Consider the following 26,914-nt stretch of genomic DNA (forward strand, 5'->3'; position numbering starts at 1 on the left):
GCAATTGCCCCTACCCGCGCTGGGCTGCCTGCTCGTCGCGCTGGCGCTGGACCTCGCGGCGCTTGTTGGCGATCGAGGCGATGATGACGCCGACGGCGACGACAGCGATCAGGATGGTGCAGGCGGCGTTGATCTCCGGCGTCACCCCGAGGCGCACCTGGCTGTAGATCTTCATCGGCAGCGTCGTGGCGCCCGGGCCGGAGGTGAAGGAGGCGATGACCAGATCGTCGAGCGAGAGCGTGAAGGCCAGCATCCAGCCCGAAATGATCGCCGGCAGGATGACCGGCAAGGTGATCTGGAAGAAGGTCTTCACCGGCGACGCGCCGAGGTCCATGGCCGCTTCCTCCAGCGAGCGGTCGAAGGAGACCAGACGCGACTGCACGACGACGGCCACGAAACACATGGTGAAGGTGGTGTGGGCAAGCGTCACCGTGAAGAAGCCACGGTCGAGCCCGACGGCGACGAACAGCAGCAGCAACGACAGGCCTGTGATGACTTCCGGCATGACCAAAGGCGCAAAGACCATGCCCGAGAACAGCACCCGCCCCCTGAAGCGCGTGTAGCGCGTCAACGTAATCGCCGCCAGTGTGCCGAGCACCGTCGCAGCGGTGGCCGAAATGACGCCGACACGCGCCGTCACCCAGGTGGCGTCCATCAGGCCCTGGTTGTGGAACAGCGATACGTACCATTTGGTCGAGAAGCCGCCCCAGACTGTGACGAGCTTCGATTCGTTGAAGGAAAAGATGATGAGCAGCACGATCGGCAGATAGAGGAAGGCAAAGCCGAGCACGATCGAGCTGATGTTGAAGCGGCTCCAGGTGGCGTTCATTTGCCTTGCTCCTGGGCTTTCGCTTGTGCCTGCTGGAAGAACATGATCGGAATTATAAGCACCAGAAGCAGGATGACGGCCACCGCCGACGAGACCGGCCAATCGCGGTTATTGAAGAACTCGTTCCACAGCGTTCTGCCGATCATCAGCGTCTGCGAGCCGCCAAGCAGGTCCGGGATGACGAACTCACCGACCGCCGGGATGAAGACCAGGAGGCAGCCGGCGATCACGCCCGGCAGCGACAGCGGGAATGTGATCTTCCAGAAGGCGCCGGTCGGTGGGCAGCCGAGGTCCTGCGCCGCCTCGATCAGCGAATAGTCCATCTTCTCCAGCGACGAATAGAGCGGCAGCACCATGAAGGGCAGGTAGGAATAGACGATGCCGATGAAGATCGCGTTGTAGGTGTTGAGGATCTGCAGCTTGTCGCTGATGATGTGCAGCGACAAAAGTAGCTCGTTGAGCAGCCCCTCCGGCTTGAGGATGCCGATCCAGGCATAGACGCGGATCAGGAACGAGGTCCAGAACGGCAGGATCACCAGCATGAGCAAGATCGGGCGGACCGTTGCAGGCGCCCGCGCCATGCCATAGGCGATCGGATAGCCGACGATCAGCGTCAGCACCGTCGAGATGCCCGCGATGATCACGCTCGTCACATAGGCGTTGAAGTAAAGCGCGTCCTGGGTCAGCAAGGTGTAATTGTCGAAATTGAGCTCACGGAACCCGGCGAACAATCCTGAAACGCCGTCGCTGAAATCGAGCACGGGCGTGTAGGGCGGCATGGCGATCGCCGTCTGCGACAGCGAGATCTTGAAGACGATGATGAACGGAACGAGGAAGAAGAACAGCAGCCAGAGATAGGGGACGATGATGACGAGGCGGTCGACGAAACCCTTCGCCAGTCGGGTCGGCAGGGCGGCGGTTTCGGCTGACGGAGAAGCGGCGGCGGCGATGTTGGTCATGGCCCGCTCCTATCTTGTCAGCACGACGCCGGCGTCGGGCCGGAAGGAGACCCAGGCGCGGTCGTTCCAGGTCAGCGGGTCCTCGGTGACGCGCGAGGCGTTCAAGGCGCTTGCCCGCACCATCTGACCGTCGTCGAGCCTGACGTGATAGACAGTCATGTCGCCGAGATAGGCGACATCGTAGACCTCGCCCTCCAGCGCATTGACGGCGTCGGCCGGCCTCTTCGACGAGACCCTGATCTTTTCCGGCCGGATCGCGAAGACGATGTCGGCGCCATTGGCGGTTTCGGCGGCATTCTCGACGACGATCTGCGCACCGGTCGCGCCGGTGATGCGCGTGGTGTTCGCCGCCCGCTCGGCGACCTTGCCCTCGAACATGTTCACATTGCCGACGAAATGCGCCACGAAGCGCGAGGTCGGGGCCTCGTAGATTTCCGCCGGCGTCGCCACCTGCATCACCTCGCCCTTGTCCATGATGGCGATGCGGTCTGCCATGGTCATGGCTTCTTCCTGGTCGTGGGTGACGACGACGAAGGTCAGCCCGAGTTCCTGCTGCAGGTCCATCAGCTCGAACTGCGTCTCCTCGCGCAGCTTCTTGTCGAGCGCGCCGAGCGGCTCGTCGAGCAGCAGCACCTTCGGCCGCTTGGCGACCGAGCGGGCAAGCGCGACGCGCTGGCGCTGGCCGCCGGAAAGCTGATGCGGCTTGCGCTTGGCGAACTGCTCGAGCTTGACCAGCCGCAGCATCTCGGCGACGCGTTTTTCGATATCGGGGGCAGGCATGCCTTCCTGCTTGAGGCCGAAGGCGATGTTCTTCTCCACCGTCATATGCGGGAACAGCGCGTAGGACTGGAACATCATATTGACCGGCCGCTTGTAGGGCGGGATGCCGCGCAGGTCCTGACCGTCGAGCAGAATGCGCCCCGCGGTCGGCTCCTCGAAGCCGGCGAGCATCCTGAGCAAGGTCGACTTGCCGCAGCCCGAGGCGCCAAGCAGCGCAAAGAACTCGCGCTCGAAGATGGTCAGCGACAGATTGTTGACCGCGGTGAAGTCGCCGAACCTCTTGGTCACCTTGTCGAATTGGATATACGGCTTGGCGCTCGGATCATTCCATGGCGCGAAATCCCTGCGGATGCTGCCAAGCGATTTCATGTCCCCACTCCGTTCTATTCTTGGTGCGGTTCGTCGTTTCAAGGAAACGCAGAACCGTTCTGTCTCTTTAGTTTTGACGCAATTCCGGACGGAAAACCGCTGCGCACTTTCCTGGAATTGCTCCAAAGAAAGCGACCCCGGCAGTTGGCTGCCGGGGTCGCGTCCTGATGCCTATTGGCCGGTGACGATCTTGGTCCAGGTGCGCGTGATGACGCGCTGTGTCTTGGGATCGTATGGCTGCACGGTATACAGCTTCTTCATCGTCTCCTCATCGGGAAAGACGGACGTATCTTCCAGGATCGCCTTGTCGACGAATTGCTGCGAGGCCTTGTTGCCGTTGGCGTAGAGCACATAGTTCGTCGACTTGGCGATGACTTCCGGCGTCATCATGTAGTTGATGAATTCATGTGCCTCGGCGACATGTGGCGCGTCGGCCGGGATTGCCATCTCGTCGAACCACACCTGGGCGCCTTCCTTTGGCACCGAATAGCCAATCTCGACGCCCTGCTTGGCCTCCTCGGCGCGGCTGCGCGCCTGGAACACGTCGCCCGAAAAGCCGACCGCCAGGCAGATGTCGCCGTTTGCTAAAGCATTGATGTACTCGGACGAATGGAACTTGCGGATATAGGGCCGGATCTTCAGAAGCGCTTCCTCGGCCTTGGCAATGTCGTCGGGCGAGGTGCTGTTCGGGTCAAGGTTGAGATACTTCAGTGCCGCAGGGATCATGTCGGAAGGCGAATCCAGCACATAGACGCCGCAATCCTTCAACTTGGCGAGGCTCTCCGGATTGAAGAACACGTCCCAGCTGTCGATCTTGTCTGTGCCAAGGGCCGCCTGCACCTTCTTGACATTGTAGCCGATACCGACCGTGCCCCACATGTAGTTGACCGAGTATTCATTGCCCGGATCGAACTTGGCGATGCGCTCCGAGATGACGTCCCACATGTTGGAAAGGTTGGGCAGCTTCGACTTGTCGAGCTTCTGAAACACGCCGGCCTGGATCTGGCGCGCCAGGAAGTTGGCGCTGGGCACGACGACGTCGTAGCCGCTGCCGCCGGCCAGCAGCTTCGTCTCCAGGATCTCGTTGGAATCGAAGGTATCATAGACGACCTTGATGCCGGTCTTCTTGGTGAAATCGTCGATGATCGAGCTGTCGATATAGTCCGACCAGTTGAAGACATTGACGACGCGGTCATCGGCATGGCCGCCGACGGTGAAGATAGTCAAGAATGCCGAAGTCGCCGAAAGCAAAAGCGCTTTGCGGATCATGATGTTCTCCTTTGGTGAGTGTTCCCGTGCCGGCCCGTCGCGGCATGAGCGCGAGACGGCCTTTGTTTCGGATTATTGAGCTTTCCGGGGAGCGATAAGGGTGCCCCGCCGGTACCGCGCCGGATTGTTGAGTGGTAGCGGTTGCAGCTCTCGCACCCCCTCGGGGAGGGCATCAGAGCGGCGTCAGCGGCGTTCGCCGCGGCGTAAGCAGAGATATAACGATGCGGTCCGGCCTCGATGAGGCCGGCGGAGTCACTTGGCAAGATACGCCTGTCTTGTTGTTGCCGTAATCGCAGCCTGCCCGCCCGGCAGCGGAGTTGTCAATGGGGAAGCCTCCCGAGCGTCAATTGGGAGACGGCAGCCCGGTGATGCCCGGCCGCTCGGGCCGAGTCTGCCGCTTGAACTCGAATGCGATATGAACAAGCAGCGCCGTGACCACGACCGCGCCGCCGACGATGGTGCGCGCCGACGGCACCTCGGAATGGACGAGCCACACCCAGATCGGACCGAGGATCGGCTCGAACGTGCCGAGCAGCGCCGCGACGGCCGCCGGCACCAGCCGGGCGCCCATGGCGAAAAAAGCAAGGCCGACGCCGAGATTGATGACGCCGAAGGCAAAGAGAAAGCCCATATCGCGCCCGGAGACGGCGAATTCGGTGGCCTGGGAGGCGGCAAAAGCGCCGGCCAGAAGCGCGCCGAGGCACGTGGCCGGCACCATGCGCACATGGGCGAAGCGCCGGGTGATGACGGTCGCTGTCGAGAACATCACCGCGATCAGCAAGGCCAGCCCGTCGCCGATCGGCGAGACGGCGCCGCCAAGCGATTCCGAGACCATGATGGCAACGCCGGTGATGACGGTAGCAATGGCGACCCAGGTCCCGGGGCTCACACGTTCGCGAAACAACACCCAGGCAAGCAAGGCCGCCAGAAGCGGCACGCCGGCCTGCATCAACAGGATGTTCGCGACCGTCGTGTAGGCGAGCGCGACGATGAAGCTCGTGGAGGCGGTGGCGAAGCAGAGGGCGACGCCGAGCCCCGGCAGGCCCATGTCGCGAAACAGTTTCCAGGTGCCGCGCCAGCCGTCGCGCCAGGCCATGAAGGCGATGAGGAAGGCCACCGCCCACAGCGAGCGCCAGAACACCACGGTCCAGTTGTCGCCGATATGGATGAAGCGGGCGATGGTGCCGCCAAAACTCCACATCAGCGCCGACAGAAAGACCAGCAGCATGCCGATGCGCTCCTGATGTGCAGATGGCGAAGCGATGGTTGGCGATACGGTCTGGGTCATGGCTGCCACTGTCTGCGTTTCCGGGGCGGTACGATACGCGATGGCCGACAGAAATGTGCAGCATTCGGCTAACGCATCAGCCGCGGCCTGGCGTGATCCAGCTTTGCATACCGTTTGGCGCACTGACCTGAGCAGAGACGGGATAAGATGGTCGTGCGGGGTCGGCACCGATGAGTTAAAGTGCGATGCTTGATGGCCAATGCTTTACAGGCGACGGCTTCGCGAGCGACGTATGGGCGACCTATGGATGAGCCATTCTACAAGACGGCTGCGATTGGCTACGACGAGTTGTTCGCTCGCGCAACGAATTCATTCATTCCATCCCTGCTAAGATCAGCGCGCATTGCGCCTAGCCACCGTGTGCTCGACGTCGCGACGGGTACCGGAGCAGCCGCCCAGGCTGCGGCGATGATAGTAGGCGCATCGGGCTCTGTGACTGGCGGCGATATCTCGCCGTCCATGCTCGAATCTGCCAAACGCAATTTGAAGAACCAGCCAATCAGCCTCGTAAGCTTTGACGCTCATGCGCTTCCCTATGAGGATTGTCAGTTCGATGCAGTGATCTGTCAGCTCGGGCTCATGTTCTTCTCGGACCCGCTTGCGGCGCTTTCGGAATTTCGCCGGGTTCTGCGTCCCAAATGCTGGACTGCGGTCAGTGTGACGACGACGCCGGAGCGCTCATTGTTCGCCAGAGTAGGTGCGGTGATAGCTCGTTACATCCCCGAAAAAGCTGAAAAGCTAAATCGCTTCTTTTCCATCCCTGACGCGACACGCTTGCATTCCTTGCTCGGCGGCGCCGGGTTTCAAAATATTGATGTCCAGCTCGAAACTCGACCCATCAAATTTTCCTCCTTCGACGACTATTTCAGCGGCGTCGCCAAGGGCGCAGGCTTGAGCGGTCAGGAGTATGTCCAGCTTCCTCCAGATATGAAACTCGTAGTGCGCGACGAAGTCTGGCGCGGTCTAGCTTCGCCAAATGCTGGAGAGCCGCTGACGGTTGAGATGGACGTTTTGATAGGCAGTGGCAGACGATAGGACAATAGAGCCGCAGCGCGGTTCCATGGCAAAACTCTTTGCCTATCCCTGGAAGTCGAAGGCGCTGAGGCCCGTCACCATCTCGTCGAGACCGAGCGGTCGCGTCACCGGCGGCTCGGCGCGCGCCAGGCAGCCGACGCGCTCGCAGAGCCTGCAGGCCGGGCCGACCGGGGTTGCGGATGCCATGCCTTGCGCGGCCTTGTCGGCGGACGGTCCGGGCAGCGCCGCGCCGTAGACGATCTCGTCGCGAAAGCCGATGTCGCAGCCGAGCAGAAGCGCCGTGCGCCGCGGCCGCTCGGAGAAGGCGCCTTGCGGCCCTTCGAGCGTGCGGGCGATGCAGAGGAACTCGGCACCGTCCGGCATCTCCACCGCCTCGACCAGGATCCGGCCCGGCTGGGAAAAGGCCGCATGGACGGGAAGCTTCGGGCAGGCGCCGCCGAAACGACTTTGCGGATAGCCCAGGCTGCCCGCCTTGCGGAAGCGGTTGCCAGCGTTGTCGACCTCCAGCATGAAGAACGGCACGCCCGCCGCGCCGGGCCGCTGCAGCATGGTCAGGCGGTTCGCCGCCTGCTCGAAGGACACGCCGAAACGGGAACGCAGGACGTCGATGTCGTAGCGGGTGCGGATCGCCGCCGCATGAAAGGCCTGATAGGGCATCATCAGCGCGTGCGCGGCATAGCGGCCGAGCTCGAAGCGGGCGAGCCGACGCGCCTCGTCGGTTGCGAGCTTCAACGCCTGTATCTCAGCGGCCACGGCGACGGTCATGCGCATCAGGCTGGCCTCCATGGCGACCTCGCGCAACTGATCGAAGGGGGAGAGCCGCTCGGACAGGAACAGGCGTTGCGAATGACGGTCATAGCGCCTGCGCCAGTTCGGCATGGTGGCAACCGGCAGCACCTTGACCACTATGCCGTGCTCTCGCCTCAGCCAGGCCTTCAGCGCGCCGAACAGGTCGTCTCCGGGATCGAGCAGCGAAATGAAGGCTTCGGCTTCCTCCTCCAGAGCCGCGAAGTGGTTCGGCCGACGCTCGACGGTCTCGTGCACTTCATCGACAGGCAGGCGCGTGCCGGACAATGCGGTTGCCCTGCCCTCCTGCGCCAGAAGCTCATTGAGATCCGATAGCCGCTCGGCCTGCTCGCGATAGGCGCGAAACAGCTTCACCATCGCGGCGGAAGCGTTCGGCGCGATCTCGGCGAGATCGATCAGCTCCTGGTCGCCCGGCAGTTCGGCCGAGAGCAGCGGATCGCCGAACACTTCCTTCAGCGCCGCGATCGAGCCTTTGGTCTCGCCCTGCAATTCGTGCGGGTCGATCTTGTAGACGGACGCCAGCTTGAGGATGAGCTGCACCGTCAGCGGCCGCTGGTTGCGCTCGATGAGGTTGAGATAGGACGGGGAGATGCCCAGCCCTTCGGCCATCGCCGTCTGGGTCAGGTCCTTGGCGTTGCGAAGCCGGCGGATGCGCGGCCCGGCGAAGATTTTCTGGTCGGCCAATCGACAATCCTTGACAAGATTTTACAGGAAATGGCGCGATGTGCGGCGAGCAGTCCTTTACAATCGTGACAAATTTACAGCGCCAGCCTGTCAAACGCAATACAGGTTTTCCCTTATTTTTCCCGGAAAACTCTGGTTTCTCTGGCGATTTTTGCGCCGCAATGTAAACGATGTCACACATCAGCGGCGCCGAAAATAGTCTCTACGAACGCGCCGTTCGAACAAGCAGAATCGATCTGGAGCAACCGATGACTGATTTTTACAACCTCGTCCCGTCCGCGCCGGAAGGCCGTTTCGACGGCATCGAACGGCCCTACTCGCCCGAGGACGTGAAGCGGCTGCGCGGCTCGGTTCAGATCCGCCAAACGCTTGCCGAGATGGGCGCGAACAGGCTGTGGAAGCTCATCCAGGAAGAAGATTTCGTCAACGCGCTCGGCGCCATGTCCGGCAACCAGGCCATGCAGCAGGTCAGGGCGGGCCTGAAGGCGATCTATCTGTCGGGCTGGCAGGTCGCGGCCGACGCCAACACCGCGTCGGCTATGTATCCGGACCAGTCGCTCTATCCGGCCAATGCGGCGCCTGAACTCGTCAAGCGCATCAACCGCACGCTGCAGCGCGCCGACCAGATCGAGACGTCCGAAGGCAAGGGACTTTCGGTCGAGACCTGGTTCGCGCCGATCGTCGCCGACGCCGAAGCCGGCTTCGGCGGACCGCTCAACGCGTTCGAGATCATGAAGGCCTTCATCGAGGCCGGCGCGGCAGGCGTCCACTACGAGGACCAGCTGGCGTCGGAGAAGAAGTGCGGCCATCTCGGCGGCAAGGTTCTGATCCCGACCGCGGCGCATATCCGCAATCTCAACGCGGCCCGCCTCGCGGCGGACGTGATGGGCACGCCGACGCTGGTGGTGGCGCGGACCGACGCGGAGGCGGCAAAGCTGCTGACCTCCGACATCGACGAGCGCGACCGGCCTTTCGTCGATTATGACGCAGGTCGCACAGTCGAGGGCTTCTACCATGTCAGAAACGGCATCGAGCCCTGCATCGCGCGCGCCGTCGCCTACGCGCCGCATGCGGACCTGATCTGGTGCGAGACCTCGAAGCCGGATCTTGAGCAGGCGAAGAAGTTCGCCGAAGGCGTGCGCAGGCATCATCCCGGCAAGCTGCTCGCCTACAATTGCTCGCCGTCGTTCAACTGGAAGAAGAACCTGGACGACGCGACCATCGCGAAGTTCCAGAAGGAACTCGGCGCCATGGGCTACAAGTTCCAGTTCATCACGCTGGCCGGCTTCCACCAGCTGAACTTCGGCATGTTCGAGCTGGCCCGTGGCTACAAGGACCGCCAGATGGCGGCCTATTCGGAACTGCAGGAGGCCGAGTTCGCGGCGGAGGCGCATGGCTATACCGCGACCAAGCACCAGCGCGAGGTCGGCACCGGCTATTTCGATGCCGTGTCGATGGCGATCACCGGCGGTCAGTCTTCGACCACCGCCATGCATGAGTCGACCGAGCACGCGCAGTTCAGGCCGGCGGCCGAGTGACGACAACATCAGAGGAAACGCCCGAAGGGCATTTACGTCAGGGAGAAGACCAATGGCATCGATAAGCCGCGTCAAGGAACGGGCCGAAGAACAGTCGAGCGCGATGAGCGTCGACCAGCAGGCGACGATCCGCATGCTTGCCAACGATCTGCACAGGCTGAACCAGTCTGTGATGAAGGCAGTCGAGGCGGGCGTCTCCGTGGAACTGGTGCGTTCGGCCAGGCACCACGGCGGAGACGGCAACTGGGGTGATCTTTTGATCCCAGTGATCGTCACCCAGCAGAACCACAGTTGACGTTACGTCAACAAGTCTTCGGCGAGTGTCTCCCGTGCGCTATACGCTCGGGAGACTTTCGAGTTTTTCGAATTCCGCTTGCGAAAACAGGGAGAACTTGCGCCGAATTTTAGGAATTCTTGCTATATTCTCATTTTCCACTATTTCTGCTTGACACCGCTGGCGATCTCGCGCCAATTGCGTTCAGGTTTCAACCCTGCATTGAACCAGAGCGCCCGCCCGACATGTCCCCCGCCGATCGTGACGACTCTCGAAAACCATTCAAACCTGCGGACCGCGGCGCGGCAGCCCGGCTGTCGGCGGATTTCTCCAAGGTGCTTGTGGTCGGCAGATCGTCGATCAACCGGGTCGTGGTGTCGAAAATCGTCGAGAAATCCGGGCTGAAGCCGATTTCCGAGTCGCCTGAGACGGCCGGGAAGGCTTTGGCCGGCCAGGCCCCCGGCGCGGTCATCCTGGACGGCGGACCCGACGACAAGGATTGCGACGGGCTGTTGTCCAGCATCGACGCGCTGCGGCGCGCTGCCGGCAAGGCGCAGCCCTCGGTGATCCTGCTCTCAACCAGGAATGGCACTCCGGACAGCCTCGGCCTGTCGAGCGTGGTGGACGCCGTGGTGGCCAAGCCGATCACGCCCGAAAGGCTGCAACCGGTGATCGATCGCCTGGTCGGCCGCCGCTAGAGCGAACGGATTCACCCGGCTTTGGCGATGGCCTCGACCAGCGCCGGCAACTCGCCGAGATCTGATATCTCCCGGAAACGCGGTGCCGCGACTGGCGCCTCGGCGTGCTCCACGGCCCAGGTCAATTCGTGCGGCACATGGATGCCCCAGCCGCCGGCCTCGATGACCGGCACCACGTCCGACTTGAGCGAGTTGCCGACCATCATGCTCCGCTCAGGACCATCGCCATGGCGGCTGAAGATGCGGGCATAGGTGGCGGTGTTCTTGTCGCTGACGATCTCGACGGCATCGAAGAGCTCGCCCAATCCCGACTGCGCCAGCTTGCGCTCCTGGTCGAGAAGGTCACCCTTGGTGATCAGCACCAGGCGATAGGAACCGGCCAGCCTTTCGACCGTCTCACGCGCATGCGGCAGCGGCTGGATCGGGTGGCTGAGCATGTCGCGTCCGACCGCGAGGATTTCAGCGATGGTCGAGGCCGGCACGCGGCCCTGGGTAACCTCGATCGCCGTCTCTATCATCGATAGCGTGAAGCTCTTTATGCCGAAGCCATAGAGGCCGAGATTGCGCTTTGCGGCCTCGAGCAGGTTCGCGGAAACCTGGCTTGCCTCGCTGTGCTCGGCAAGCATCGAGACGAAACGCTGCTCGGTCATGCGGAAGAACTGCTCGTTCTGCCACAGCGTGTCGTCGGCATCGAAACCGATCGTGGTCAAACGTGGAGCGGACATAGGGACACTCATTCTTTCGCGGATTGGGCTCATCTAAACCTCGTCGCCCCGCGCCGCCAGCAGGAAGACGCATGCGGCAACGGGACAGCACGCCGAATTCGCGTCTCCCATGGCTGCTCGGGCGCCTCCCCTTCCCTTCTCCCACGGCGCCCGGCTATACTTCGAAATCCGCAACACAATCTGGTGAATGATGCCGCCTGAAAAAAAGGAAGTCCGTCCGTCGAGCCGGGGGGGACGCGCCCGCACGCCTGCCTTCTTGAAGAATGAACGCGGCGTGAAGAACTGGAAGGAAGCCAGCGCCTGGCTGGAGTGGCGCGGCATCGAGGACATCGAATGCATCACGCCGGACCAGGCCGGCGTCGCCCGCGGCAAGATGATGCCGTCGAAGAAATTCACCTCCAACACATCGCTGGCGCTGCCTTCGGCGGTGTTCATGACGACGATCTCCGGCGGCTATCCGGAAGACGGCAACGGCTTCCACTATCCGGAGGACGACGGCGACCTGAAGCTTTTGCCCGATCTCTCGACGCTGACCGTCGTGCCCTGGGAGGAAGACCCGACGGCGGCCGTGATCTGCGACCTCGTCCACCAGGACGGCCGCTCCGTCGAATTCACGCCGCGCAATGTGCTGAAGCGCGTGCTGGCCGCCTATGACGATCGCGGCTTCAGGCCCGTGGTGGCGCCCGAGATCGAATTCTACCTGGTGCGCAAGAACCCCGACCCGGACTATCCGCTGACCCCGCCCGTCGGACGTTCCGGGCGGCCGATCGGCGGCGGCGCCGGCTATTCGATCGCCGGCGTCAACGAGTTCGACGAGCTGATCGACGACATCTACCATTTCTCGGAGCGGCAAGGCCTGGAGATCGACACGCTGATCCACGAGGAAGGCGCCGGCCAGCTCGAGATCAACCTGCGTCACGGCAATCCGATCGAGCTCGCCGACCAGGTCTTCATGTTCAAGCGCACGATCCGCGAGGCGGCGCTGAAGCACGAGATCTACGCCACTTTCATGGCCAAGCCGATCCAGGGGCAACCGGGCTCGGCCATGCATATCCACCAGTCCGTAATCGACAAGAAGACCGGCCGGAACATCTTCTCGGCCGAGGACGGCTCCGAGACGGACGCCTTCTTCCACTTCATCGGCGGCATGCAGAAGCACGTGCCGAACGCGCTGGTGATGTTCGCGCCCTACGTCAATTCCTACCGCCGGCTGACGCAGGCGGCCTCGGCGCCTGTCAACACCAAATGGGGCTACGACAACCGCACGACGGCGTTCCGCGTGCCGCGATCCGACCCCGCTGCGCGGCGCGTCGAAAACCGCATCCCGTCCTCGGACGCCAATCCCTACCTGGCGCTCGCCGCCTCGCTCGCCTGCGGCCTGATCGGCATCACGAAGAAGGAAAAGGCCTCGGCGCCGGTGCTGACCACCGCCAATGAGGACGAGATCGACCTGCCGCGCAGCCTGCTCGAGGCCGTCGATCTGTTCGAGGCGGACAGGGAGCTCGGCGCCATCCTCGGCAAATCCTTCGCCGCAACCTATGCGGCCATCAAGCGCGCCGAGTTCGAGACCTTCATGGAAGTGATCAGCCCGTGGGAGCGGGAGTATCTGTTGTTGAACGTGTAAGCGACGACTATGTCGCGTGAATGGTGAATGGTGAGTGGTTTCATATTAGACGGGTGACTGCAGGGCAGAGTGCTTTCTCACAGCCATTCACTATTCACCATTCACCGGCGTTCCCATGCCCTACCAGTCTCCCATTTCCCCCGGCCGTTCCTGGTACGAGGATACGGCCGGGCACCGCACTGAATACTCGCCCCTCGACGGCGACCGGAGCTGCGATGTCGTCATCATCGGCGGCGGCTTCACCGGATTGTCGGCGGCGGCGCACCTGGCCAAGGCCGGCACGGACGTCGTGCTGATCGAAGCGCATCGTTTCGGCGACGGCGCATCGGGGCGCAATGGCGGCCAGCTCGGCACCGGCCAGCGCGCCTGGGCGGAGGAGCTGGAGGCCGAATACGGCTTCTCGCGCGCCAAGGCGCTGTTCGATCTTGCCGAGGAAGCCAAGGCGCATCTGCTGGACTTCGCCGCCGCCAACGAAATCGAGATCGACTACATGCCGGGCCAATTGTCGGTGGCGCACAAGAAGCGTTACGTCGACGACTACAAGCGCCATGCCGAGATCATGGCCGGCCGCTTCGGCTACCCGCATGTCAGCTTCATGGATGCGGCGGAAACTGCGGAACGGCTGGGCTCGGCGCGCTATTTCGGCGGCACGCGCGACACCGGCACCGGGCATATCCACCCGCTGAAGCTGGTGATCGGCACGGCAAAAGTGGCGGCCGCGGCCGGCGCGCATCTGTTCGAGCGGACGCCTTCGACCGGCATCGCCTCAAGCGGCGGCAAGGTGAAGGTGACGACCCCGAAAGGCACCATTTCGGCCGAGAAATGCCTCATCGCGGTCAATGCCTATGGCGGCAAGCTGGAGCCGGTGAGCGCGGCGCATATCATGCCGATCGGCTCCTTCATCGGCGCGACCGTGCCGCTCGGCGCCGAGTCCAAGGTGTTGCCGGGGGCAGAGTCGGTGGACGATTCACGCTTCGTCGTGCGCTATTTCCGCAAGTCGAAGGACGGGCGGCTGCTGTTCGGCGGCCGCGAGGTCTATGCCGTCAACGATCCGAAGGACATTCATATCCACATCCGCCGGCAGATCGCCGAGCTCTATCCGGCGCTGAAGGATGTCGAGATCACCCATGGCTGGGGCGGCTATGTCGGCATCACCGTGCCGAGGAAGCCTTTCGTGCGCGAGGTGATGCCGAAGGTGATCTCGATCGGCGGCTATTCCGGCCACGGCGTCATGCTGTCCAACTTCTTTGGCAGGCTCTATGCCGAGGCGGTCGCCGGCAACCGCGACCGGCTGAAGCTGATCGAGGATCTGAAGGTTCCCGCTTTCCCGGGCGGCCGTCGTTTTCGCGCGCCGCTGCTGTTTCTGGCGCTCAACTGGTTCGCGTTGCGCGACAGGATTTGACGTCGAGCATTCCAGCGGAAGTTGCTTGATTCGATGCGGGGCGCTCCGTCCACGGCATGTTGCAGAATCCTTAACAAATGCAGGAAATTTCACAAAAAGGCGCACTCATGCCACAATCGCCGGGAAGAGATGCTAGTTCTGGGCGATAAACGGGGATTTGCGCGGGCCTGCCCGCTGTAGTTTCGGGACCGACGCCAGCCGCGAACTGTTTGCGGCAAAATCGAAAGAACGTCGGCCCGGTTGTTGGAGGTGGTCTAAGTGAACGAGCCCTTCAGTTTCGGCGCGCCGGAACGACGGCGCTTTGCAGTGCAGTTCGGCTATGACATGCGGCCCTCGTTCTGGCAGAGCCTGCAGTCGAACGCGCATCTTGTGATCGCGGCCGTCGGCACCGCGGCGCTGCTCGGCGTGGCGGCGGTTGCGCTTTGGCTGGCCCTGCCGGCCAATGAACGGCAGGCGATCGCGAGCGCGGAGCAGACCGTACCCGCGATCCCGGTCAAGACGAAGAAAATCGCCCCGGCCGCGGCGAGCGCTGTCAGTGTCGCCGCCGCGCCGCAAGCCGCGCGCAAGGCCGATGCGGTTTCGCCCGTGACTGCAGCCCGTGAAGCCACCATTCCGGCGCTGGCATCCAACAACCCCCGCTGGAGCGCCGCGAGTGGTGAGCCTGCGCCTGCCGCGGCAGAGGCTCCGCCAGCCTCGTCCGCTCAAGCCCGCGAGAAGCCGGCAACGCAGGACGACAAGCCAACCGCTGCCGCCTTCGCCGAATCCGCATCGGGGAACGATGCTTCGGCCGCGTTGTCGAAGGTGGCGGCGCCTGCGCCAGGGGCAAGCCAGCCGGCGGATACGAAGAAGCCGGATGACAAGATGGACAGCGCCCAGACCGCGGCCATTCCAGAGGCAAAGCCTCAGGTTCCGGAGGCTCAGCCGACGGCAACGGGGGACGCGGCCCAGGACAAGCCGAAACCTCAGCAGGCCAGCGCCGGCGCCAATGGGCGCATCCTGAGGGCTGTCACCATGCGGAGCGGCCCGAAGAAAGGCGCATCCGCAATCGTCACGGTGCCCGCCAAGTCATCGGTGCAGGTGATGGGCTGCAACAAATGGTGCGAGATCGTCTATAACGGCAAGCACGGCTGGGTCTACAAGAGCTACGTCAAGACCGGCGCTTGATGCGGACGTCGCTGGCGGCCTGCCGCCGCCGCGACGTCAATTCAGATGCAGCGCCCGCCGTCGACCTCCAGCGCCACGCCGGTGATGAAGGCGGCTTCGTCCGAAGCCAGCCAGAGCGCCGCATTGGCAATATCGAGCGGCGTCGAGAGCCGGCCGAGCGGGATCGAGGCGCGGAATTTTTCGCGGATCTCCGGCGTGTCGGCGCCCATGAATTTCTCCAGCATGCCGGTCTCGCCGGCGACCGGGCAGAGGCAATTGACGCGGATGTTCTTCGGCGCGAGCTCGACCGCCATCGACTTGGTGGCGGTGATCGCCCAGCCCTTGGAGGCATTGTACCAGGTGAGGCCCGGCCGCGGCCTGATGCCGGCCGTCGAGGCCGTGGTGAGGATGACGCCGCCGCCCTGCCGGTCCATGATCGGCACCACGGCAAGGGCGGCATGATAGATCGCCTTCATGTTGACGGCGGTGATCAGGTCGAAGGTTTCCTCGTCGACGCCCAGCATGTCGCCGTTGCGATGGGTATAACCGGCGTTGTTGACCATGATGTCGATGCGGCCGAAGGCGTTCTTGGCGGCGTAGACCATCTCGTCGAATTCGGAGCGTTGCGAGACGTCGGTCTGGGTCCAGATCGCACGATCGCCGATTGCTTGCGCCACGCGCTCGGCGCCCTTGGCGTTGAGGTCGGCGACCACGACGCGCGCGCCCTCCTCAGCGAAGCGCTTCGCCATGCCCTCGCCGAAGCCCGACGCCGCGCCGGTGATGATGGCCACCTTGTTTTCCAGACGCATGGTTTTCCCAGTCATTCTAGATGATCCCGTTTCGCGGAGGGCGGCTGCCGCCATTCTCCCTTAGCTTTCGTCACATTCAGGTTCTATGTTGCAGTCGCGAACGCTGCCGGAAGCCATCGCTTGCCGACAAGCCTCCAGGCAGCGCCAGTGTCAAGGGCAGCATATGGACCCAATCGATCCCAAGCGATTGGTCCTGCATGCGACACCAAGGCACTGGACGATTTAAATCGATTAGAATATATCAGCCCCGCTACCGGCGTGCGGCATCAAACCGGACTGACCATGACCAGCCAGATCATCCCTGTCGACCCTTTCGACTTCATCATCTTCGGCGGCACCGGCGACCTGTCGGAGCGCAAGCTTCTGCCCTCGCTCTATCATCGCCAGCGCGGCCAGCAATTCTCCGAGCCGACGCGCATCATCGGCACGTCGCGCGCAAAAATGACCGACGCCGAGTTTCAGGCCTTCGCCAAGAAGGCGATATCCGAGCACGTGAAGCCGGCCGACGTCGACGCCAAGGAGCTCGAGACCTTCCTGGCGCGCCTTTCCTACGTCCCGGCTGACGCGACAACCGGCGCCGGCTTCGACAAGCTCAAGAAGGCGATCGGCGACAGCGACCGCATCCGCGCGTTCTATCTGGCGGTGGCGCCGGCCCTGTTCGGCGACATTTCGCACCAGCTCAAAGAGCACAAGCTGATCACGCCGAACTCGCGCATCGTGCTGGAGAAGCCGATCGGGCGGGACCTCACCTCGGCGCGGGCGCTCAACGATGCGGTGGGCGATGATTTCCACGAAAGCCAGATCTTCCGCATCGATCACTATCTCGGCAAGGAAACGGTGCAGAACCTGATGGCGCTGCGCTTTGCCAATGCGCTCTACGAGCCGTTGTGGAATTCCGCCCATATCGACCATGTGCAGATCACGGTGGCCGAGACCGTGGGTCTCGAGGACCGCGTCACCTATTACGACAAGGCCGGCGCGCTGCGCGACATGGTGCAGAACCACATCCTGCAGCTGCTTTGCCTGGTCGCCATGGAAACGCCGTCGTCGATGGACGCGGACGCCGTGCGCGACGAGAAGCTCAAGGTGCTGAGGGCGCTGAAACGCATCAACGGCAACGAGGCGCCCAAGCACACCGTGCGTGGCCAGTATCGCGCTGGCGCCTCAGCCGGCGGAGCCGTCAAAGGCTATGTCGAGGAGCTCGGCAAGGACAGCAACACCGAGACCTTCGTCGCCGTGAAGGCCGAGATCGGCAACTGGCGCTGGGCCGGCGTTCCCTTCTATCTCAGGACCGGCAAGCGGCTTGCGACCCGCGTTTCGGAAATCGTCATCGAGTTCAAGCCGATCCCCTACTCCATCTTCGGCGACAGCGCTGGGCCGATCTTCCCCAACCAGCTGGTCATCCGCCTGCAGCCGGACGAGGGCGTCAAGCAGTATATCATGATCAAGGATCCGGGGCCTGGCGGCATGCGGCTGCGCCAGATCTCGCTCGACATGAGCTTCGCGCAATCGTTCCAGGGCCGGGCGCCGGACGCCTATGAGCGGCTGATCATGGATGTGGTGCGCGGCAACCAGACGCTGTTCATGCGCCGCGACGAGGTCGAGGCGGCATGGAAATGGATCGATCCGATCCAGAACGCCTGGGAAAGCGCCAGGCAGGAAGCGCAGGGCTATACGGCCGGCACCTGGGGCCCCTCGGCCTCCATCGCGCTCATCGAACGTGACGGACGGACATGGCACGAGAGCAATTGAACGGCGCCGCCTACGCCTGGAACGGCTTTGCCGACCGCCAGCAGCTGGCGGCGGCGCTTGCCGGCCACGTCGCCTCCCGGTTGACCAAGGCGATCGCCGAGCGCGGCACGGCACTGCTCGCCGTATCCGGCGGCACGACCCCGGCAAAATTCTTCGCCGCGCTGTCCGCCATACCGATCGCCTGGGACAAGGTCACGGTGACGCTGGTCGACGAGCGTTTCGTGCCGCCCAGCTCGCCGCGCTCGAATGCCGGGCTTGTGGCGGCCAACCTGCTCCAGAACCAGGCGGCGGCAGCGCGCTTCGTGCCGCTCTATCACGAGGCGGCGAGCATCGAGGACGCAGCCGCCTCGGACAGCGAGGCCCTGCGGTCGCTGACCTGGCCGCTGGACGTCGTGGTGCTCGGCATGGGCGGCGACGGCCACACGGCCTCGTTCTTTCCCGATGCCGGCAACCTCGCTGAATTGCTCGACCCGTCCTCGCAGCGGATCGTGCTGCCGGTGCACGCGCCGAGCGGCGGCGAGCCGCGGTTGACGCTGTCGATGGCGCGGATCGTTGCCGCCGGCTTCATCGCGCTCCACATCGAGGGCGAGGACAAGCGCAGCGCCTTCGACGGCGCGATGGGAGCAGGCGCAAAAAAGCCGATCCGCGAAGTGCTGGAGGCAGCACCGATACCGGTAGAGGTGTTCTGGGCACCCTGATTTCACGAAGAAGATGCCCCGGAGGCTGTGGGAGGACGTTTTCCGGGGCTCGAAAGGACCGACCATGACAGCCAGACGCGACATCGAAGCCATCACCGAACGCATCCGCCAGCGCTCGAAAGCCGGCCGCGAGGCCTATCTCGGCCGCATCGCGGAGGCATCAGGCCGCGCCGCCAACCGCGCGGTGCTCTCCTGCGGCAACCTGGCTCACGGCTTTGCCGTCTGCAGCCCGTCGGAGAAGGTCGCGCTCGGCGGCGACCGCGTGGCCAACCTCGGCATCATCACCTCCTACAACGACATGCTGTCGGCGCATCAGCCCTTCGAGACCTATCCGGCGCTGATCAAGGAGGCGGCGCGCGAGGCCGGCGGCATCGCCCAGGTCGCCGGCGGCGTGCCGGCGATGTGCGACGGCGTCACCCAGGGCCAGCCAGGCATGGAACTGTCGCTGTTCTCGCGCGACGTGATCGCCATGGCGGCGGCGATCGGCCTCTCGCACAACATGTTCGATGCCGCCGTCTTTCTCGGCGTCTGCGACAAGATCGTGCCGGGGCTGGTGATCGCGGCGCTCACCTTCGGCCACCTGCCGGCCGTCTTCATCCCTGCCGGACCGATGACGTCGGGCCTGCCTAACGACGAGAAGGCCAAGGTCCGCCAACTCTATGCCGAGGGCAAGGCGGGCCGCGCCGAATTGCTTGAGGCCGAGTCCAAATCCTACCACGGGCCGGGTACCTGCACCTTCTACGGCACGGCCAACTCCAACCAGATGCTGATGGAGATCATGGGCCTGCACACGCCGGGCGCCTCCTTCGTCAATCCGGGCACGCCGCTGCGCGACGCGCTGACGAGGGAAGCGGCCAAGCGGGCGCTGGCCATCACCGCGCTCGGCAACGCCTATACGCCGGTCGGGCGCATGATCGACGAGCGCTCGATCGTCAACGGCGTGGTCGGCCTGCACGCCACCGGCGGCTCGACCAACCACACCATCCATCTGATCGCGATGGCCGCGGCGGCCGGCATTTCGCTTACCTGGCAGGACATTTCCGACCTTTCGGAAGCGGTGCCGCTGCTGGCGCGCGTCTATCCGAACGGCCTTGCCGACGTGAACCATTTCCACGCCGCCGGCGGGCTCGGCTTCCTGATCCGCGAGCTGCTCGACGAAGGCATCCTGCACGAGGACGTGCAGACGGTGTGGGGCGAAGGCCTGCGGCCCTATGCGGTCGAGGCCAGGCTCGGCGCCGACGGCAGCGTCGTGCGCGAGGCAGCGCCGCAGGAGAGCGGCGACGAGAAAGTGCTGGCGCCGTTCGCGAACGCGTTCCAGCCGACGGGCGGCCTGAAGGTGCTTGGCGGCAATCTCGGCCATGCCGTCATCAAGACCTCGGCCGTCAAGCCCGAACGGCGCGTCATCGAGGCGCCGGCCAAGGTGTTCGACAGCCAGCAGGGGCTGAACGACGCCTTCAAGGCCGGCACGCTCACCGGCGATTTCGTCGCGGTCATCCGCTTCCAGGGCCCGAAGGCCAACGGCATGCCCGAACTGCACAAGCTGACCACCGTGCTCGGCATCCTGCAGGACCGCGGCCAGCGCGTCGCGCTGGTGACGGACGGGCGCATGTCGGGCGCTTCCGGCAAGGTGCCGGCGGCGATCCATGTGACGCCGGAAGCGGTCGAGGACGGACCGATCGCCAGGATCCACGACGGCGACATCATCCGCCTCGACGCCGACGCCGGCACGCTGGAGGTGCTGGTGCCGGGAACGGAATTCGCGCTGCGACGCGCGGCCGATGCCGATCTCATCGGCAACGAGTTCGGCTTCGGCCGCGAGCTGTTCGCCGGCTTCCGGCAACTGGTCGGCCGCGCCGACCACGGCGCCGCCGCCTTCGCAAACGCGTGAGCCAGAAATCCCATCCATGAAAAAGGGCGGCCCAGCCGCCCTTTTTTGCATTCCTGCAAGCTGACCTACTGAACGGTGATCTCGGTCCGCTCGCCGGCCTTCACAGTCACCGGCATTTCCTTGTCCTGGCCCTGGTCGGGGGCGTGACGCACGACGACATAGTCGCCGGCGGGGATCGTCTGCTGCCAGCTGTCGCCATAGGTCAGACCGAGCGACTTGCGCTTGCCTTCGATGTCCTTCTTCGACGAGAACACCTCGATCGAATAGGCGCCGGGCGCCGACATCGCCAGAACGCCGGCATCGAGCGTGACCTTGATGTCCTGGTTGTCACCGGCCTTGATGCTGAAGGGCTGCTCGACGACGGCGATATCGAATGTGGTGAGCGCGACATAGTCATCCGGCGGAAGCCAGAACTTGCTGTCCGGACCATAGGAGTGCTCGACGCTCTCGCGCGAGCCGTCGATCTTCTTCCTGGCCTTGACGATCTCGAAACCGATGCCGGAATTGTCGGCCTTGTCGCCGCCGGCGGAGTAGTAGGCGTTAAGCACGGCATGGCCGACGCCGACGACGACGTCTTTCTCGACGGTCTGACCTGCGGCGAGCTGGATGGTCTCGGTCACCGTGCCGGCGCCGATCTGCACCGTCACCTTCTGCTCGCCTGCCGGCACGGTCGCCTTGGCGTCGCCATAGTGAGTGGTGCTGCCGCCGGAATAGGCGAAGTCGACACGCGCCTCGCCGCTGATCTCCGAGCCTTGGCTGGCATGCGGGTGGATGACCAAGGTGCCGGCGTTCAGCGTGAACAGCGGGCTGTAGGTCTGGCCGGCCTCGATCTTGATCTTCTGCTCGCTCCTTGCCTCGTCGGCGCGACCGACGACGATATAGTCGCCTGGCTCCAGATTGGTCTTCAGCTCGCCGTATTCGGTCATGACCTGATCGCCGCGCGTGCCGTCGGCAGCGGCCTTGTAGATCTCCCAGGCATTGCTGTCGGTGATCGGGTCGCCGCCTTCGGCCATGACTACGCTCGGCGTGAAATTGAATTCAGGCTTGGCGGGTTCGGGCGCAGGCGCCGGCGCGGGGGCCGGAGCGGGTTCAGGCGCGGGCGCCGGCGCAGCGACGGTCTCGACCAGCGCTTGCTGCAGCGCCTTCTCGTCGGAGGCCTGGATGTATTTGCCGCCGGTGTTTTCGGCAAGGCAGGCGATCTGCTTGCCTTCATCGGCGGTCAGGCCGAAGCCGACGACGTCGGCGGTGAAGTCGACGCCGGTTTCCTTCAGCTCCTTGCCGAGCGCGCACGGATCGCCGCCGCAGGTCTCCAGCCCGTCGGTGATGAGGACGACGGTGGCCTTGTCCTCGGTGTATTTGAGCGCTTCCGCCGCCTGCTTGACGGCCGCCGTCAGCGGCGTCTTGCCCAGGAACTTCATGCTGTCCGCGGCGGCCGAAATCGCGCTCGCCGAACCAGCCTGCGGCGGCACGATCAGCTCGATGTCCTCGCAGCTGCCTTTCTGGCGATGGCCATAGGCCATGAAGCCGATCTCGTCATCGGCCGGCACCGATTGCAGCACGGTGCGCAGCGATTCGCGCGCGATCTCGAGCTTCGGCCTGCCGTCGATCTGGGCCCACATGGAGCCGGATGCATCGAGAATGATGATGACCTTGTTGGCGGCAAAGCCAAACGTGGTCGTCGACAAAAGGAGGATCGCCGCAGCGACGCTCCGTGCCAGTCCCGCCATGAAAATCTCCTGAGTGAGCCCCCTGTCCGCGTCGAGAAAGCTATTTGAGGCGGCCTTTGGAGACAAGCCCGATGGCAGCAAAGCCGTTCAGTATGTGGTGCGGCGCTCTTCCGACGGCGGACGGCCGAACTGCAGCCGGTAGCTCTGCGCGAAATAGGAGTGCGACGTGAAGCCGGTGGCGATCGCCACGTCGAGGATCGGCATGTTGGTCTGGCGCAGCAGTTCGCGCGCCCGCTCGAGTCTGAGCCGCATGTAATAGCGGCCGGGCGTGACGCTGAGGTGGCGCAGGAACAGGCGTTCGACCTGGCGCACCGACAGGCCCGCCGACTTGGCGAGTTGCACAGCCGACAAAGGCTCGTCGAGATGGTCGGCCATCAGTTCGACGATGCGCCTGAGCTTCTCCGACTTGCCGGTGAGATCCCGCTCGGGGCCGACGCGCTGGCGGTCGCCGGCCGAGCGGATGCGCTCGTGCTGGAACTGGTTGGCGACGCCGTTGGCGAGGTTGGAACCGAAATCGCCGCGCACGATCTCGAGCATCAGGTCGATCGAGGTGGTGCCGCCGGCGCAGGTGTAGCGCTTGCGGTCGATCTCGAAGACGTTGCCGGTGCAATTGATATCGGGAAAGCGCTCCATGAAGCCGGCGCGGTTCTCCCAGTGGATGGTGCAGCGATAGCCGTCGAGCTGGCCGGCCTCGGCGAGCAGGTAGGAGCCGACCGACAGCGCGCCGAGCGCGTTGCCGCGCCGGCCCCAGCTGCGCAGCGCCGCCAGCACCTTGCTCTTGCCGGGAAATTCGGTGGTCAGCCCGACCGAAACGAACAGGATGTCGACCGGCGGCATGTCGGCGACGGAATAGTCGATCTTCAGCGGCAAGCCATTGGAGGCCATGACCGCGTCGCCATCCGCCGAAATCGTCGTCCAGCCGTAGAAGTCGCGGCCGAGCAGGCGGTTGGCCGAGCGGAAGCAGTCGATCGCCGCGGCCAGCGAGAACATCGAGAACTTGTCGACCAGCAGGAAACCGAACTGCCGACCACCCTGAACGGGATCGCCCATGACCGGCCGTTCAACAGGAGCAGTAAGGTTCGGCAAGGATGCTGCTTTCTGATCAGAAGGACGGCCGCTTCAATCCGGCCGCGAGGTAGGCGGAAGCTACAGTGTTGGCCATCAGCATGGCAATGGTCATCGGCCCGACGCCGCCGGGGACCGGCGTGATGGCGCCGGCGACCTTGGCCGCCTCGGCATAGGCGACGTCGCCGACCAGCCGCGACTTGCCTTCGCCCTTCTCCGGCGCCGGGATGCGGTTGATGCCGACATCGATGACGGTGGCGCCAGGCTTCACCCAATCGCCCTTGACCATTTCCGGGCGGCCGACGGCGGCGACCAGGATATCGGCGGTGCGCGCCAGCGCCGGCAGGTCCTTGGTGCGGCTATGCGCGATGGTGACGGTGCAGTTGGCGGCGAGCAGCAGATTGGCCATCGGCTTGCCGACGATGTTGGAGCGGCCGACTACGACGGCATTGAGGCCGGAAAGGTCCTTGCCGCGCACGCGCTCGATCAGCAGCATGGAGCCCGCGGGCGTGCAGGGCACGAAGGCAGTCTCCAGCTCGCCGGTGCCAAGCTTGCCGACATTGATGAAATGGAAGCCGTCGACATCCTTCTCCGGCGCGATCGTCTGGATGACCTTACCGGAATCGATATGCCCGGGAAGCGGCAGCTGCACGAGGATGCCGTGGATCGACGGATCGGCGTTGAGGTCGCCGATGATCTTCAGCAGCTCCGCCTCGGAGATCTCGGCCGGCAGCGTGTGCTGGAGCGAATGGAACCCGCATTCCTTCGCCGTACGCGATTTCGAGGCGACATAGACCTGGCTCGCCGGATCCTCGCCGACGATCACTACGGCAAGGCCAGGCTTTGTCGCGCCCCGGGCCGACAGTTCGGCGGTCAGCGCCTTAACCTTTTGAACCACGTCTTCGGCGACACTCTTTCCTTCGATCACTTCAGCCATCATTCACCTTCAGCACTGTTCCGGGCCGCGCTCACGCACAGCCTGATCCTCGATACAGCATCGCGACACGCCAGGCGCCAAGCGCGCGCGGTCGAATGCCGCGCGGCATTTTCACGAAAATTCGACCGGGCAATCCCGTCAAAACGTCGTCGAATGCCGTAAACCCGAAACCGGCCGCTTTTATCGAAGGGCCGCTTTTACGGAAGATGGGGCGTTTTAGAAATAGCGGCGGCGCGTGCGGCTTTCGGTCAGGTCGCGCACCGCCTCGCGAAACTCGCGCAGGCTGGCCCGGAGCTCGTCGACCTGACTCTGGTCGGCGGAGGGTTCGCGCACCTCGGCGATCGGCGGTTGCGAATGGGAAGACCCCGAGGACGAGGCGTACGCGTCGTCGGATGATCCTTCGGACCGCGGATGGCCCGGCTGATAGGCATAGGCACGGCTTTGCGCGGGCGATGGCTCGGTGCCGCGCCCGGATATCGGAGCGGCACGTGCGGATTGCTCAGTGCCGGCTCCGACCGGCTCGTCCGACCTGCGCAGCATGAAATCGCGCAGCGACGAAGCCAGCGATCCGAAGAAGCCAGGCCGGCCCGCATCATCGCCGGCGACAGCCGATGGTGTGGACGGTGCAACGTGCGGAGACGCGGGGGGCGGAGGGCTCGGCGGCGCGGCGCGATATGCCCTTTCCTCGAAGATCGGCGCATGCTCTGCGGGCCTGCGGCGTGAGTGGCTGTCCGCCGCCTCGCGCAGGCTGGCATAGGCCCCGCGCAGCGCGCCAAGGCCGATGCCGGCGAAAAAGCCGGCAAGCAGGCCGGCCAGCGCCGTTACCGCGCGCGACGGCCCTTTGGCTTCGAGCGGCGGGTAGGCCTCCGAAATCAGGCTGATGTTGGCGGTGTTGATGTCCTTCTGCTCGCCGGTTTCCTTGGCGCGCAGCAGGAACTGCTCGTAGACCGAGCGCTTGGCGGCGGCCTCGCGCTCGAGCTCGCGCAGCGAAACCAGGTCGTTGTTGACGTCGCCGCTCTGCACCTTGGCCTGGGCCAGGCGCGAGGCAAGGTCCTGCTCGAGTTGGACGGAGCGCTTCAGATCAACCTGCAGCGAGGACGCGATGCGCTGCAGTTCGGCGCTGATGCGCTCGCGCGCGCCGGCGAGCTGGGCGTTGAGCGCCTGCAGCTCCGGATGCCGCGGCCCGAACTTGATCGCGGCCCGATCCGCCTCCTGCTTCAGCGCCGCATATTGCGAGCGCAGCTCGCCCATCGTGTTGGAGTTGATCTCTTCCGGCAAGGTGCCGTTGAGAACCGCATTGACGTTCAGCGCGCGCGCCGAGGCGGCGCGGGCGTTGAGCTCGAGCGTGCGGGCGCGGGCGACGGAAAGCTGCTCGTTGAGCTTCAGCATCTGGTCGTCGCTGATCAGATGACCCTGCGCGTCGACAAGGTCGTGCGTGGCCCTGAAATCCTCCACCTTGCGCTCGGCCGCCTCGACGCCCTTGCGCAATTCGTCGAGCCTGGCGGTGAGCTCGTCGGTGGCGCGGCCCGCCGTGTTGGACTGGATTTCGCTGGATATCTGCTGGAACGCCGTCCTCATGGTGTTGGCGATCAGGGCCGACTTGTCGGGATTCTGGGTCGTGGCGGCAATCGAGACGACGAAGGTCTTGCCGCTGCGCTCGACGTCCAGGCTTTCCGCCAGGTTGCCGACCGCCAGGGCGCGCCGGCGCGCCTCGTCGGCAGGGCCTCGCGTATCCTGCCGCGACAGAATCGAGCGGAGCATCGACATCAGGCCGAGGCCGCCCTTTCCCCGACCGTTGAATTCGGGATCATTGGTGAGGTTGAGGTCGGTGACGACCTTGTTGAGCACCGTGCCCGAAGTAAGAATGCGGACCTGGTTCTCGACGATGGCGAGCGTCGCATCCGAGGCGATCACGTTCTGCGTCAGGTCGCGATCGGTGAGCTTGAGGTCGCGCGGGTCGACGATGACCTCGGTGGTGGCCTCATATTTCTTCGGCGTCGACAGCGCGATGGCGACACCGAGCGCGGCACCAAGGATTGTCGTCGAGAGGATCAGCGCCTTGGAGCGGGTGATGCCACGAACGACCTGCATTGGGTCGATCAGCGGCTTCCATTCCTGTGCGTCGGAATCACCCGCCGTCAGCTGCCGGCCTGCATGGCGAGGTTCGCCGTAGCGCGGTTCGAATGCGACAGGCGAAGAATAGGCCTGCGAAGAATGGTCAGGGGAACGGCCCTCTTCACGCGAACCGGCTTGCGGCACCGTCGTGGCCCAGTCGTCCTCGTCCCGGATCGTTCGCGAAATCGGATCGACCTGAGGATGATCGTCGGTGCTCGGGGGCTGTAGGTTCGACCGCCCCTCGCGCTCGAAGCGCGCGGCGCGGTGGCGCGCGGCGGCATCCTCGCGCCATGACGGGTTGGCCTTGTCGCCGATGGAGACCAGCGAGGCGTCGGCGCTGTCCTCGCCGCGCACGGCCTGGCCGAGCGCAAGCAAAGAGCGCTCGCGTCGCCAATCTTCATGGTTATCCCTGTCGACCATGTCCTGGAACTTACTCTCTGGCGGCTTGGGAGCGGCGGTCGGCCAATCGTTAAGTCACGCTAAACAGGCATGGAAAATA

22 protein-coding genes are annotated in these 26,914 nt (G+C 64.3%); 10 read left to right on the forward strand and 12 right to left on the reverse strand.

Annotation, left to right across the window (positions count from 1 at the left end; genetic code table 11):
- Window positions 1-10 precede the first annotated feature (10 nt).
- From EJ067_RS11430 to EJ067_RS11450, 5 genes are all read right to left on the reverse strand, one after another.
- Window positions 11-829: an ABC transporter permease subunit gene (locus EJ067_RS11430; protein ID WP_126085793.1), complete on the reverse strand. Its 819-nt coding sequence runs from the start codon at window positions 827-829 to the stop codon at window positions 11-13.
- On the reverse strand, window positions 826-1,788 hold the full coding sequence (locus EJ067_RS11435; RefSeq protein ID WP_126085794.1) for an ABC transporter permease subunit: 963 nt from the start codon (window positions 1,786-1,788) through the stop codon (window positions 826-828). The genes EJ067_RS11430 and EJ067_RS11435 overlap by 4 nt, the downstream gene beginning before the upstream one ends.
- 9 nt (window positions 1,789-1,797) lie before the next feature.
- Complete coding sequence (locus EJ067_RS11440; RefSeq protein WP_126085795.1) at window positions 1,798-2,937, reverse strand: ABC transporter ATP-binding protein; 1,140 nt, start codon at window positions 2,935-2,937, stop codon at window positions 1,798-1,800.
- 171 nt (window positions 2,938-3,108) lie between these two features.
- Window positions 3,109-4,206 (reverse strand): polyamine ABC transporter substrate-binding protein, encoded by a 1,098-nt coding sequence (locus EJ067_RS11445; RefSeq protein WP_126085796.1) that lies wholly within the window; start codon window positions 4,204-4,206, stop codon window positions 3,109-3,111.
- Window positions 4,207-4,549: 343 nt separating this feature from the next.
- On the reverse strand, window positions 4,550-5,494 hold the full coding sequence (locus EJ067_RS11450; RefSeq protein ID WP_126089576.1) for a DMT family transporter: 945 nt from the start codon (window positions 5,492-5,494) through the stop codon (window positions 4,550-4,552).
- 243 nt (window positions 5,495-5,737) lie between these two features.
- Between EJ067_RS11450 and EJ067_RS11460 the strand changes: the two genes are divergently transcribed.
- Window positions 5,738-6,529 (forward strand): class I SAM-dependent methyltransferase, encoded by a 792-nt coding sequence (locus EJ067_RS11460; protein WP_189510538.1) that lies wholly within the window; start codon window positions 5,738-5,740, stop codon window positions 6,527-6,529.
- Between the two features lie 42 nt (window positions 6,530-6,571).
- Here EJ067_RS11460 and EJ067_RS11465 read toward each other — a convergent pair whose 3' ends face one another.
- Window positions 6,572-8,020 (reverse strand): XRE family transcriptional regulator, encoded by a 1,449-nt coding sequence (locus EJ067_RS11465; protein ID WP_126085798.1) that lies wholly within the window; start codon window positions 8,018-8,020, stop codon window positions 6,572-6,574.
- Between the two features lie 248 nt (window positions 8,021-8,268).
- Here EJ067_RS11465 and aceA point away from each other — a divergent pair, with 248 nt between their 5' ends.
- From aceA to EJ067_RS11480, 3 genes are all read left to right on the forward strand, one after another.
- Window positions 8,269-9,558, forward strand: coding sequence for an isocitrate lyase (gene aceA / locus EJ067_RS11470; protein ID WP_126085799.1), 1,290 nt, complete (start codon window positions 8,269-8,271; stop codon window positions 9,556-9,558).
- A 52-nt stretch (window positions 9,559-9,610) separates the two neighbouring features.
- A complete protein-coding gene (locus EJ067_RS11475; protein WP_126085800.1) occupies window positions 9,611-9,853 on the forward strand; it encodes a hypothetical protein in 243 nt (80 codons plus the stop codon).
- Between the two features lie 224 nt (window positions 9,854-10,077).
- On the forward strand, window positions 10,078-10,530 hold the full coding sequence (locus EJ067_RS11480) for a response regulator (RefSeq protein ID WP_245468243.1): 453 nt from the start codon (window positions 10,078-10,080) through the stop codon (window positions 10,528-10,530).
- Between the two features lie 11 nt (window positions 10,531-10,541).
- Here the strand turns inward: EJ067_RS11480 and EJ067_RS11485 are convergent, their stop codons facing one another.
- Complete coding sequence (locus tag EJ067_RS11485) at window positions 10,542-11,255, reverse strand: HAD family hydrolase (protein ID WP_126085801.1); 714 nt, start codon at window positions 11,253-11,255, stop codon at window positions 10,542-10,544.
- A 190-nt stretch (window positions 11,256-11,445) separates the two neighbouring features.
- Between EJ067_RS11485 and EJ067_RS11490 the strand changes: the two genes are divergently transcribed.
- The 3 genes from EJ067_RS11490 to EJ067_RS11500 all read left to right on the forward strand — a co-directional run bounded on the left by EJ067_RS11490 (window position 11,446) and on the right by EJ067_RS11500 (window position 15,445).
- The gene (locus EJ067_RS11490; RefSeq protein ID WP_126089579.1) at window positions 11,446-12,879 is read left to right on the forward strand and encodes a glutamine synthetase family protein; all 1,434 of its coding nucleotides are present in this window, start codon (window positions 11,446-11,448) and stop codon (window positions 12,877-12,879) included.
- 115 nt (window positions 12,880-12,994) lie between these two features.
- A complete protein-coding gene (locus EJ067_RS11495; protein WP_126085802.1) occupies window positions 12,995-14,281 on the forward strand; it encodes an FAD-binding oxidoreductase in 1,287 nt (428 codons plus the stop codon).
- 258 nt (window positions 14,282-14,539) lie between these two features.
- Window positions 14,540-15,445, forward strand: a complete 906-nt coding sequence (locus EJ067_RS11500) for an SH3 domain-containing protein (RefSeq protein ID WP_189510542.1) — start codon at window positions 14,540-14,542, stop codon at window positions 15,443-15,445.
- 41 nt (window positions 15,446-15,486) lie between these two features.
- Here EJ067_RS11500 and EJ067_RS11505 read toward each other — a convergent pair whose 3' ends face one another.
- Window positions 15,487-16,233 (reverse strand): SDR family oxidoreductase, encoded by a 747-nt coding sequence (locus tag EJ067_RS11505; RefSeq protein WP_126089581.1) that lies wholly within the window; start codon window positions 16,231-16,233, stop codon window positions 15,487-15,489.
- Between the two features lie 282 nt (window positions 16,234-16,515).
- Here EJ067_RS11505 and zwf point away from each other — a divergent pair, with 282 nt between their 5' ends.
- The 3 genes from zwf to edd all read left to right on the forward strand — a co-directional run bounded on the left by zwf (window position 16,516) and on the right by edd (window position 20,571).
- Window positions 16,516-17,985, forward strand: a complete 1,470-nt coding sequence (zwf, locus tag EJ067_RS11510; RefSeq protein WP_126085803.1) for a glucose-6-phosphate dehydrogenase — start codon at window positions 16,516-16,518, stop codon at window positions 17,983-17,985.
- Complete coding sequence (gene pgl, locus EJ067_RS11515) at window positions 17,967-18,683, forward strand: 6-phosphogluconolactonase (RefSeq protein ID WP_126085804.1); 717 nt, start codon at window positions 17,967-17,969, stop codon at window positions 18,681-18,683. Before zwf ends, pgl begins: the two co-directional genes overlap by 19 nt.
- A gap of 64 nt (window positions 18,684-18,747) precedes the next feature.
- Entirely contained in the window at window positions 18,748-20,571 is a 1,824-nt protein-coding gene (gene edd / locus EJ067_RS11520; RefSeq protein ID WP_126085805.1) for a phosphogluconate dehydratase, read from the forward strand.
- A gap of 65 nt (window positions 20,572-20,636) precedes the next feature.
- Here edd and EJ067_RS11525 read toward each other — a convergent pair whose 3' ends face one another.
- From EJ067_RS11525 to EJ067_RS11540, 4 genes are all read right to left on the reverse strand, one after another.
- Window positions 20,637-22,298, reverse strand: a complete 1,662-nt coding sequence (locus tag EJ067_RS11525; RefSeq protein ID WP_126085806.1) for a VWA domain-containing protein — start codon at window positions 22,296-22,298, stop codon at window positions 20,637-20,639.
- 87 nt (window positions 22,299-22,385) lie between these two features.
- Window positions 22,386-23,348 (reverse strand): GlxA family transcriptional regulator, encoded by a 963-nt coding sequence (locus tag EJ067_RS11530; RefSeq protein WP_126085807.1) that lies wholly within the window; start codon window positions 23,346-23,348, stop codon window positions 22,386-22,388.
- A gap of 52 nt (window positions 23,349-23,400) precedes the next feature.
- Window positions 23,401-24,300: a bifunctional methylenetetrahydrofolate dehydrogenase/methenyltetrahydrofolate cyclohydrolase FolD gene (gene folD, locus EJ067_RS11535; RefSeq protein ID WP_126085808.1), complete on the reverse strand. Its 900-nt coding sequence runs from the start codon at window positions 24,298-24,300 to the stop codon at window positions 23,401-23,403.
- A 216-nt stretch (window positions 24,301-24,516) separates the two neighbouring features.
- Window positions 24,517-26,835: a GumC family protein gene (locus tag EJ067_RS11540; protein WP_126085809.1), complete on the reverse strand. Its 2,319-nt coding sequence runs from the start codon at window positions 26,833-26,835 to the stop codon at window positions 24,517-24,519.
- Window positions 26,836-26,914 lie beyond the last annotated feature (79 nt).

The sequence above is a fragment of the Mesorhizobium sp. M1D.F.Ca.ET.043.01.1.1 genome (genome assembly GCF_003952385.1).
Taxonomy (GTDB): Bacteria; Pseudomonadota; Alphaproteobacteria; order Rhizobiales; family Rhizobiaceae; genus Mesorhizobium.

What these genes read in the sequence shown, in the direction of transcription:
- aceA (WP_126085799.1), top strand. Translation starts at nt 8,269, where the DNA reads ATGACTGATTTTTACAACCTCGTCCCGTCCGCGCCGGAAGGCCGTTTC.
- EJ067_RS11490 (WP_126089579.1), top strand. Translation starts at nt 11,446, where the DNA reads ATGCCGCCTGAAAAAAAGGAAGTCCGTCCGTCGAGCCGGGGGGGACGC.
- EJ067_RS11440 (WP_126085795.1), bottom strand. Translation starts at nt 2,937, where the DNA reads ATGAAATCGCTTGGCAGCATCCGCAGGGATTTCGCGCCATGGAATGAT.
- folD (WP_126085808.1), bottom strand. Translation starts at nt 24,300, where the DNA reads ATGGCTGAAGTGATCGAAGGAAAGAGTGTCGCCGAAGACGTGGTTCAA.
- edd (WP_126085805.1), top strand. Translation starts at nt 18,748, where the DNA reads ATGACAGCCAGACGCGACATCGAAGCCATCACCGAACGCATCCGCCAG.
- pgl (WP_126085804.1), top strand. Translation starts at nt 17,967, where the DNA reads ATGGCACGAGAGCAATTGAACGGCGCCGCCTACGCCTGGAACGGCTTT.
- EJ067_RS11530 (WP_126085807.1), bottom strand. Translation starts at nt 23,348, where the DNA reads ATGGGCGATCCCGTTCAGGGTGGTCGGCAGTTCGGTTTCCTGCTGGTC.
- EJ067_RS11450 (WP_126089576.1), bottom strand. Translation starts at nt 5,494, where the DNA reads ATGACCCAGACCGTATCGCCAACCATCGCTTCGCCATCTGCACATCAG.
- EJ067_RS11540 (WP_126085809.1), bottom strand. Translation starts at nt 26,835, where the DNA reads ATGGTCGACAGGGATAACCATGAAGATTGGCGACGCGAGCGCTCTTTG.
- EJ067_RS11495 (WP_126085802.1), top strand. Translation starts at nt 12,995, where the DNA reads ATGCCCTACCAGTCTCCCATTTCCCCCGGCCGTTCCTGGTACGAGGAT.
- EJ067_RS11435 (WP_126085794.1), bottom strand. Translation starts at nt 1,788, where the DNA reads ATGACCAACATCGCCGCCGCCGCTTCTCCGTCAGCCGAAACCGCCGCC.
- EJ067_RS11525 (WP_126085806.1), bottom strand. Translation starts at nt 22,298, where the DNA reads ATGGCGGGACTGGCACGGAGCGTCGCTGCGGCGATCCTCCTTTTGTCG.
- zwf (WP_126085803.1), top strand. Translation starts at nt 16,516, where the DNA reads ATGACCAGCCAGATCATCCCTGTCGACCCTTTCGACTTCATCATCTTC.
- EJ067_RS11505 (WP_126089581.1), bottom strand. Translation starts at nt 16,233, where the DNA reads ATGCGTCTGGAAAACAAGGTGGCCATCATCACCGGCGCGGCGTCGGGC.
- EJ067_RS11485 (WP_126085801.1), bottom strand. Translation starts at nt 11,255, where the DNA reads ATGTCCGCTCCACGTTTGACCACGATCGGTTTCGATGCCGACGACACG.
- EJ067_RS11430 (WP_126085793.1), bottom strand. Translation starts at nt 829, where the DNA reads ATGAACGCCACCTGGAGCCGCTTCAACATCAGCTCGATCGTGCTCGGC.
- EJ067_RS11445 (WP_126085796.1), bottom strand. Translation starts at nt 4,206, where the DNA reads ATGATCCGCAAAGCGCTTTTGCTTTCGGCGACTTCGGCATTCTTGACT.
- EJ067_RS11475 (WP_126085800.1), top strand. Translation starts at nt 9,611, where the DNA reads ATGGCATCGATAAGCCGCGTCAAGGAACGGGCCGAAGAACAGTCGAGC.
- EJ067_RS11460 (WP_189510538.1), top strand. Translation starts at nt 5,738, where the DNA reads ATGGATGAGCCATTCTACAAGACGGCTGCGATTGGCTACGACGAGTTG.
- EJ067_RS11480 (WP_245468243.1), top strand. Translation starts at nt 10,078, where the DNA reads ATGTCCCCCGCCGATCGTGACGACTCTCGAAAACCATTCAAACCTGCG.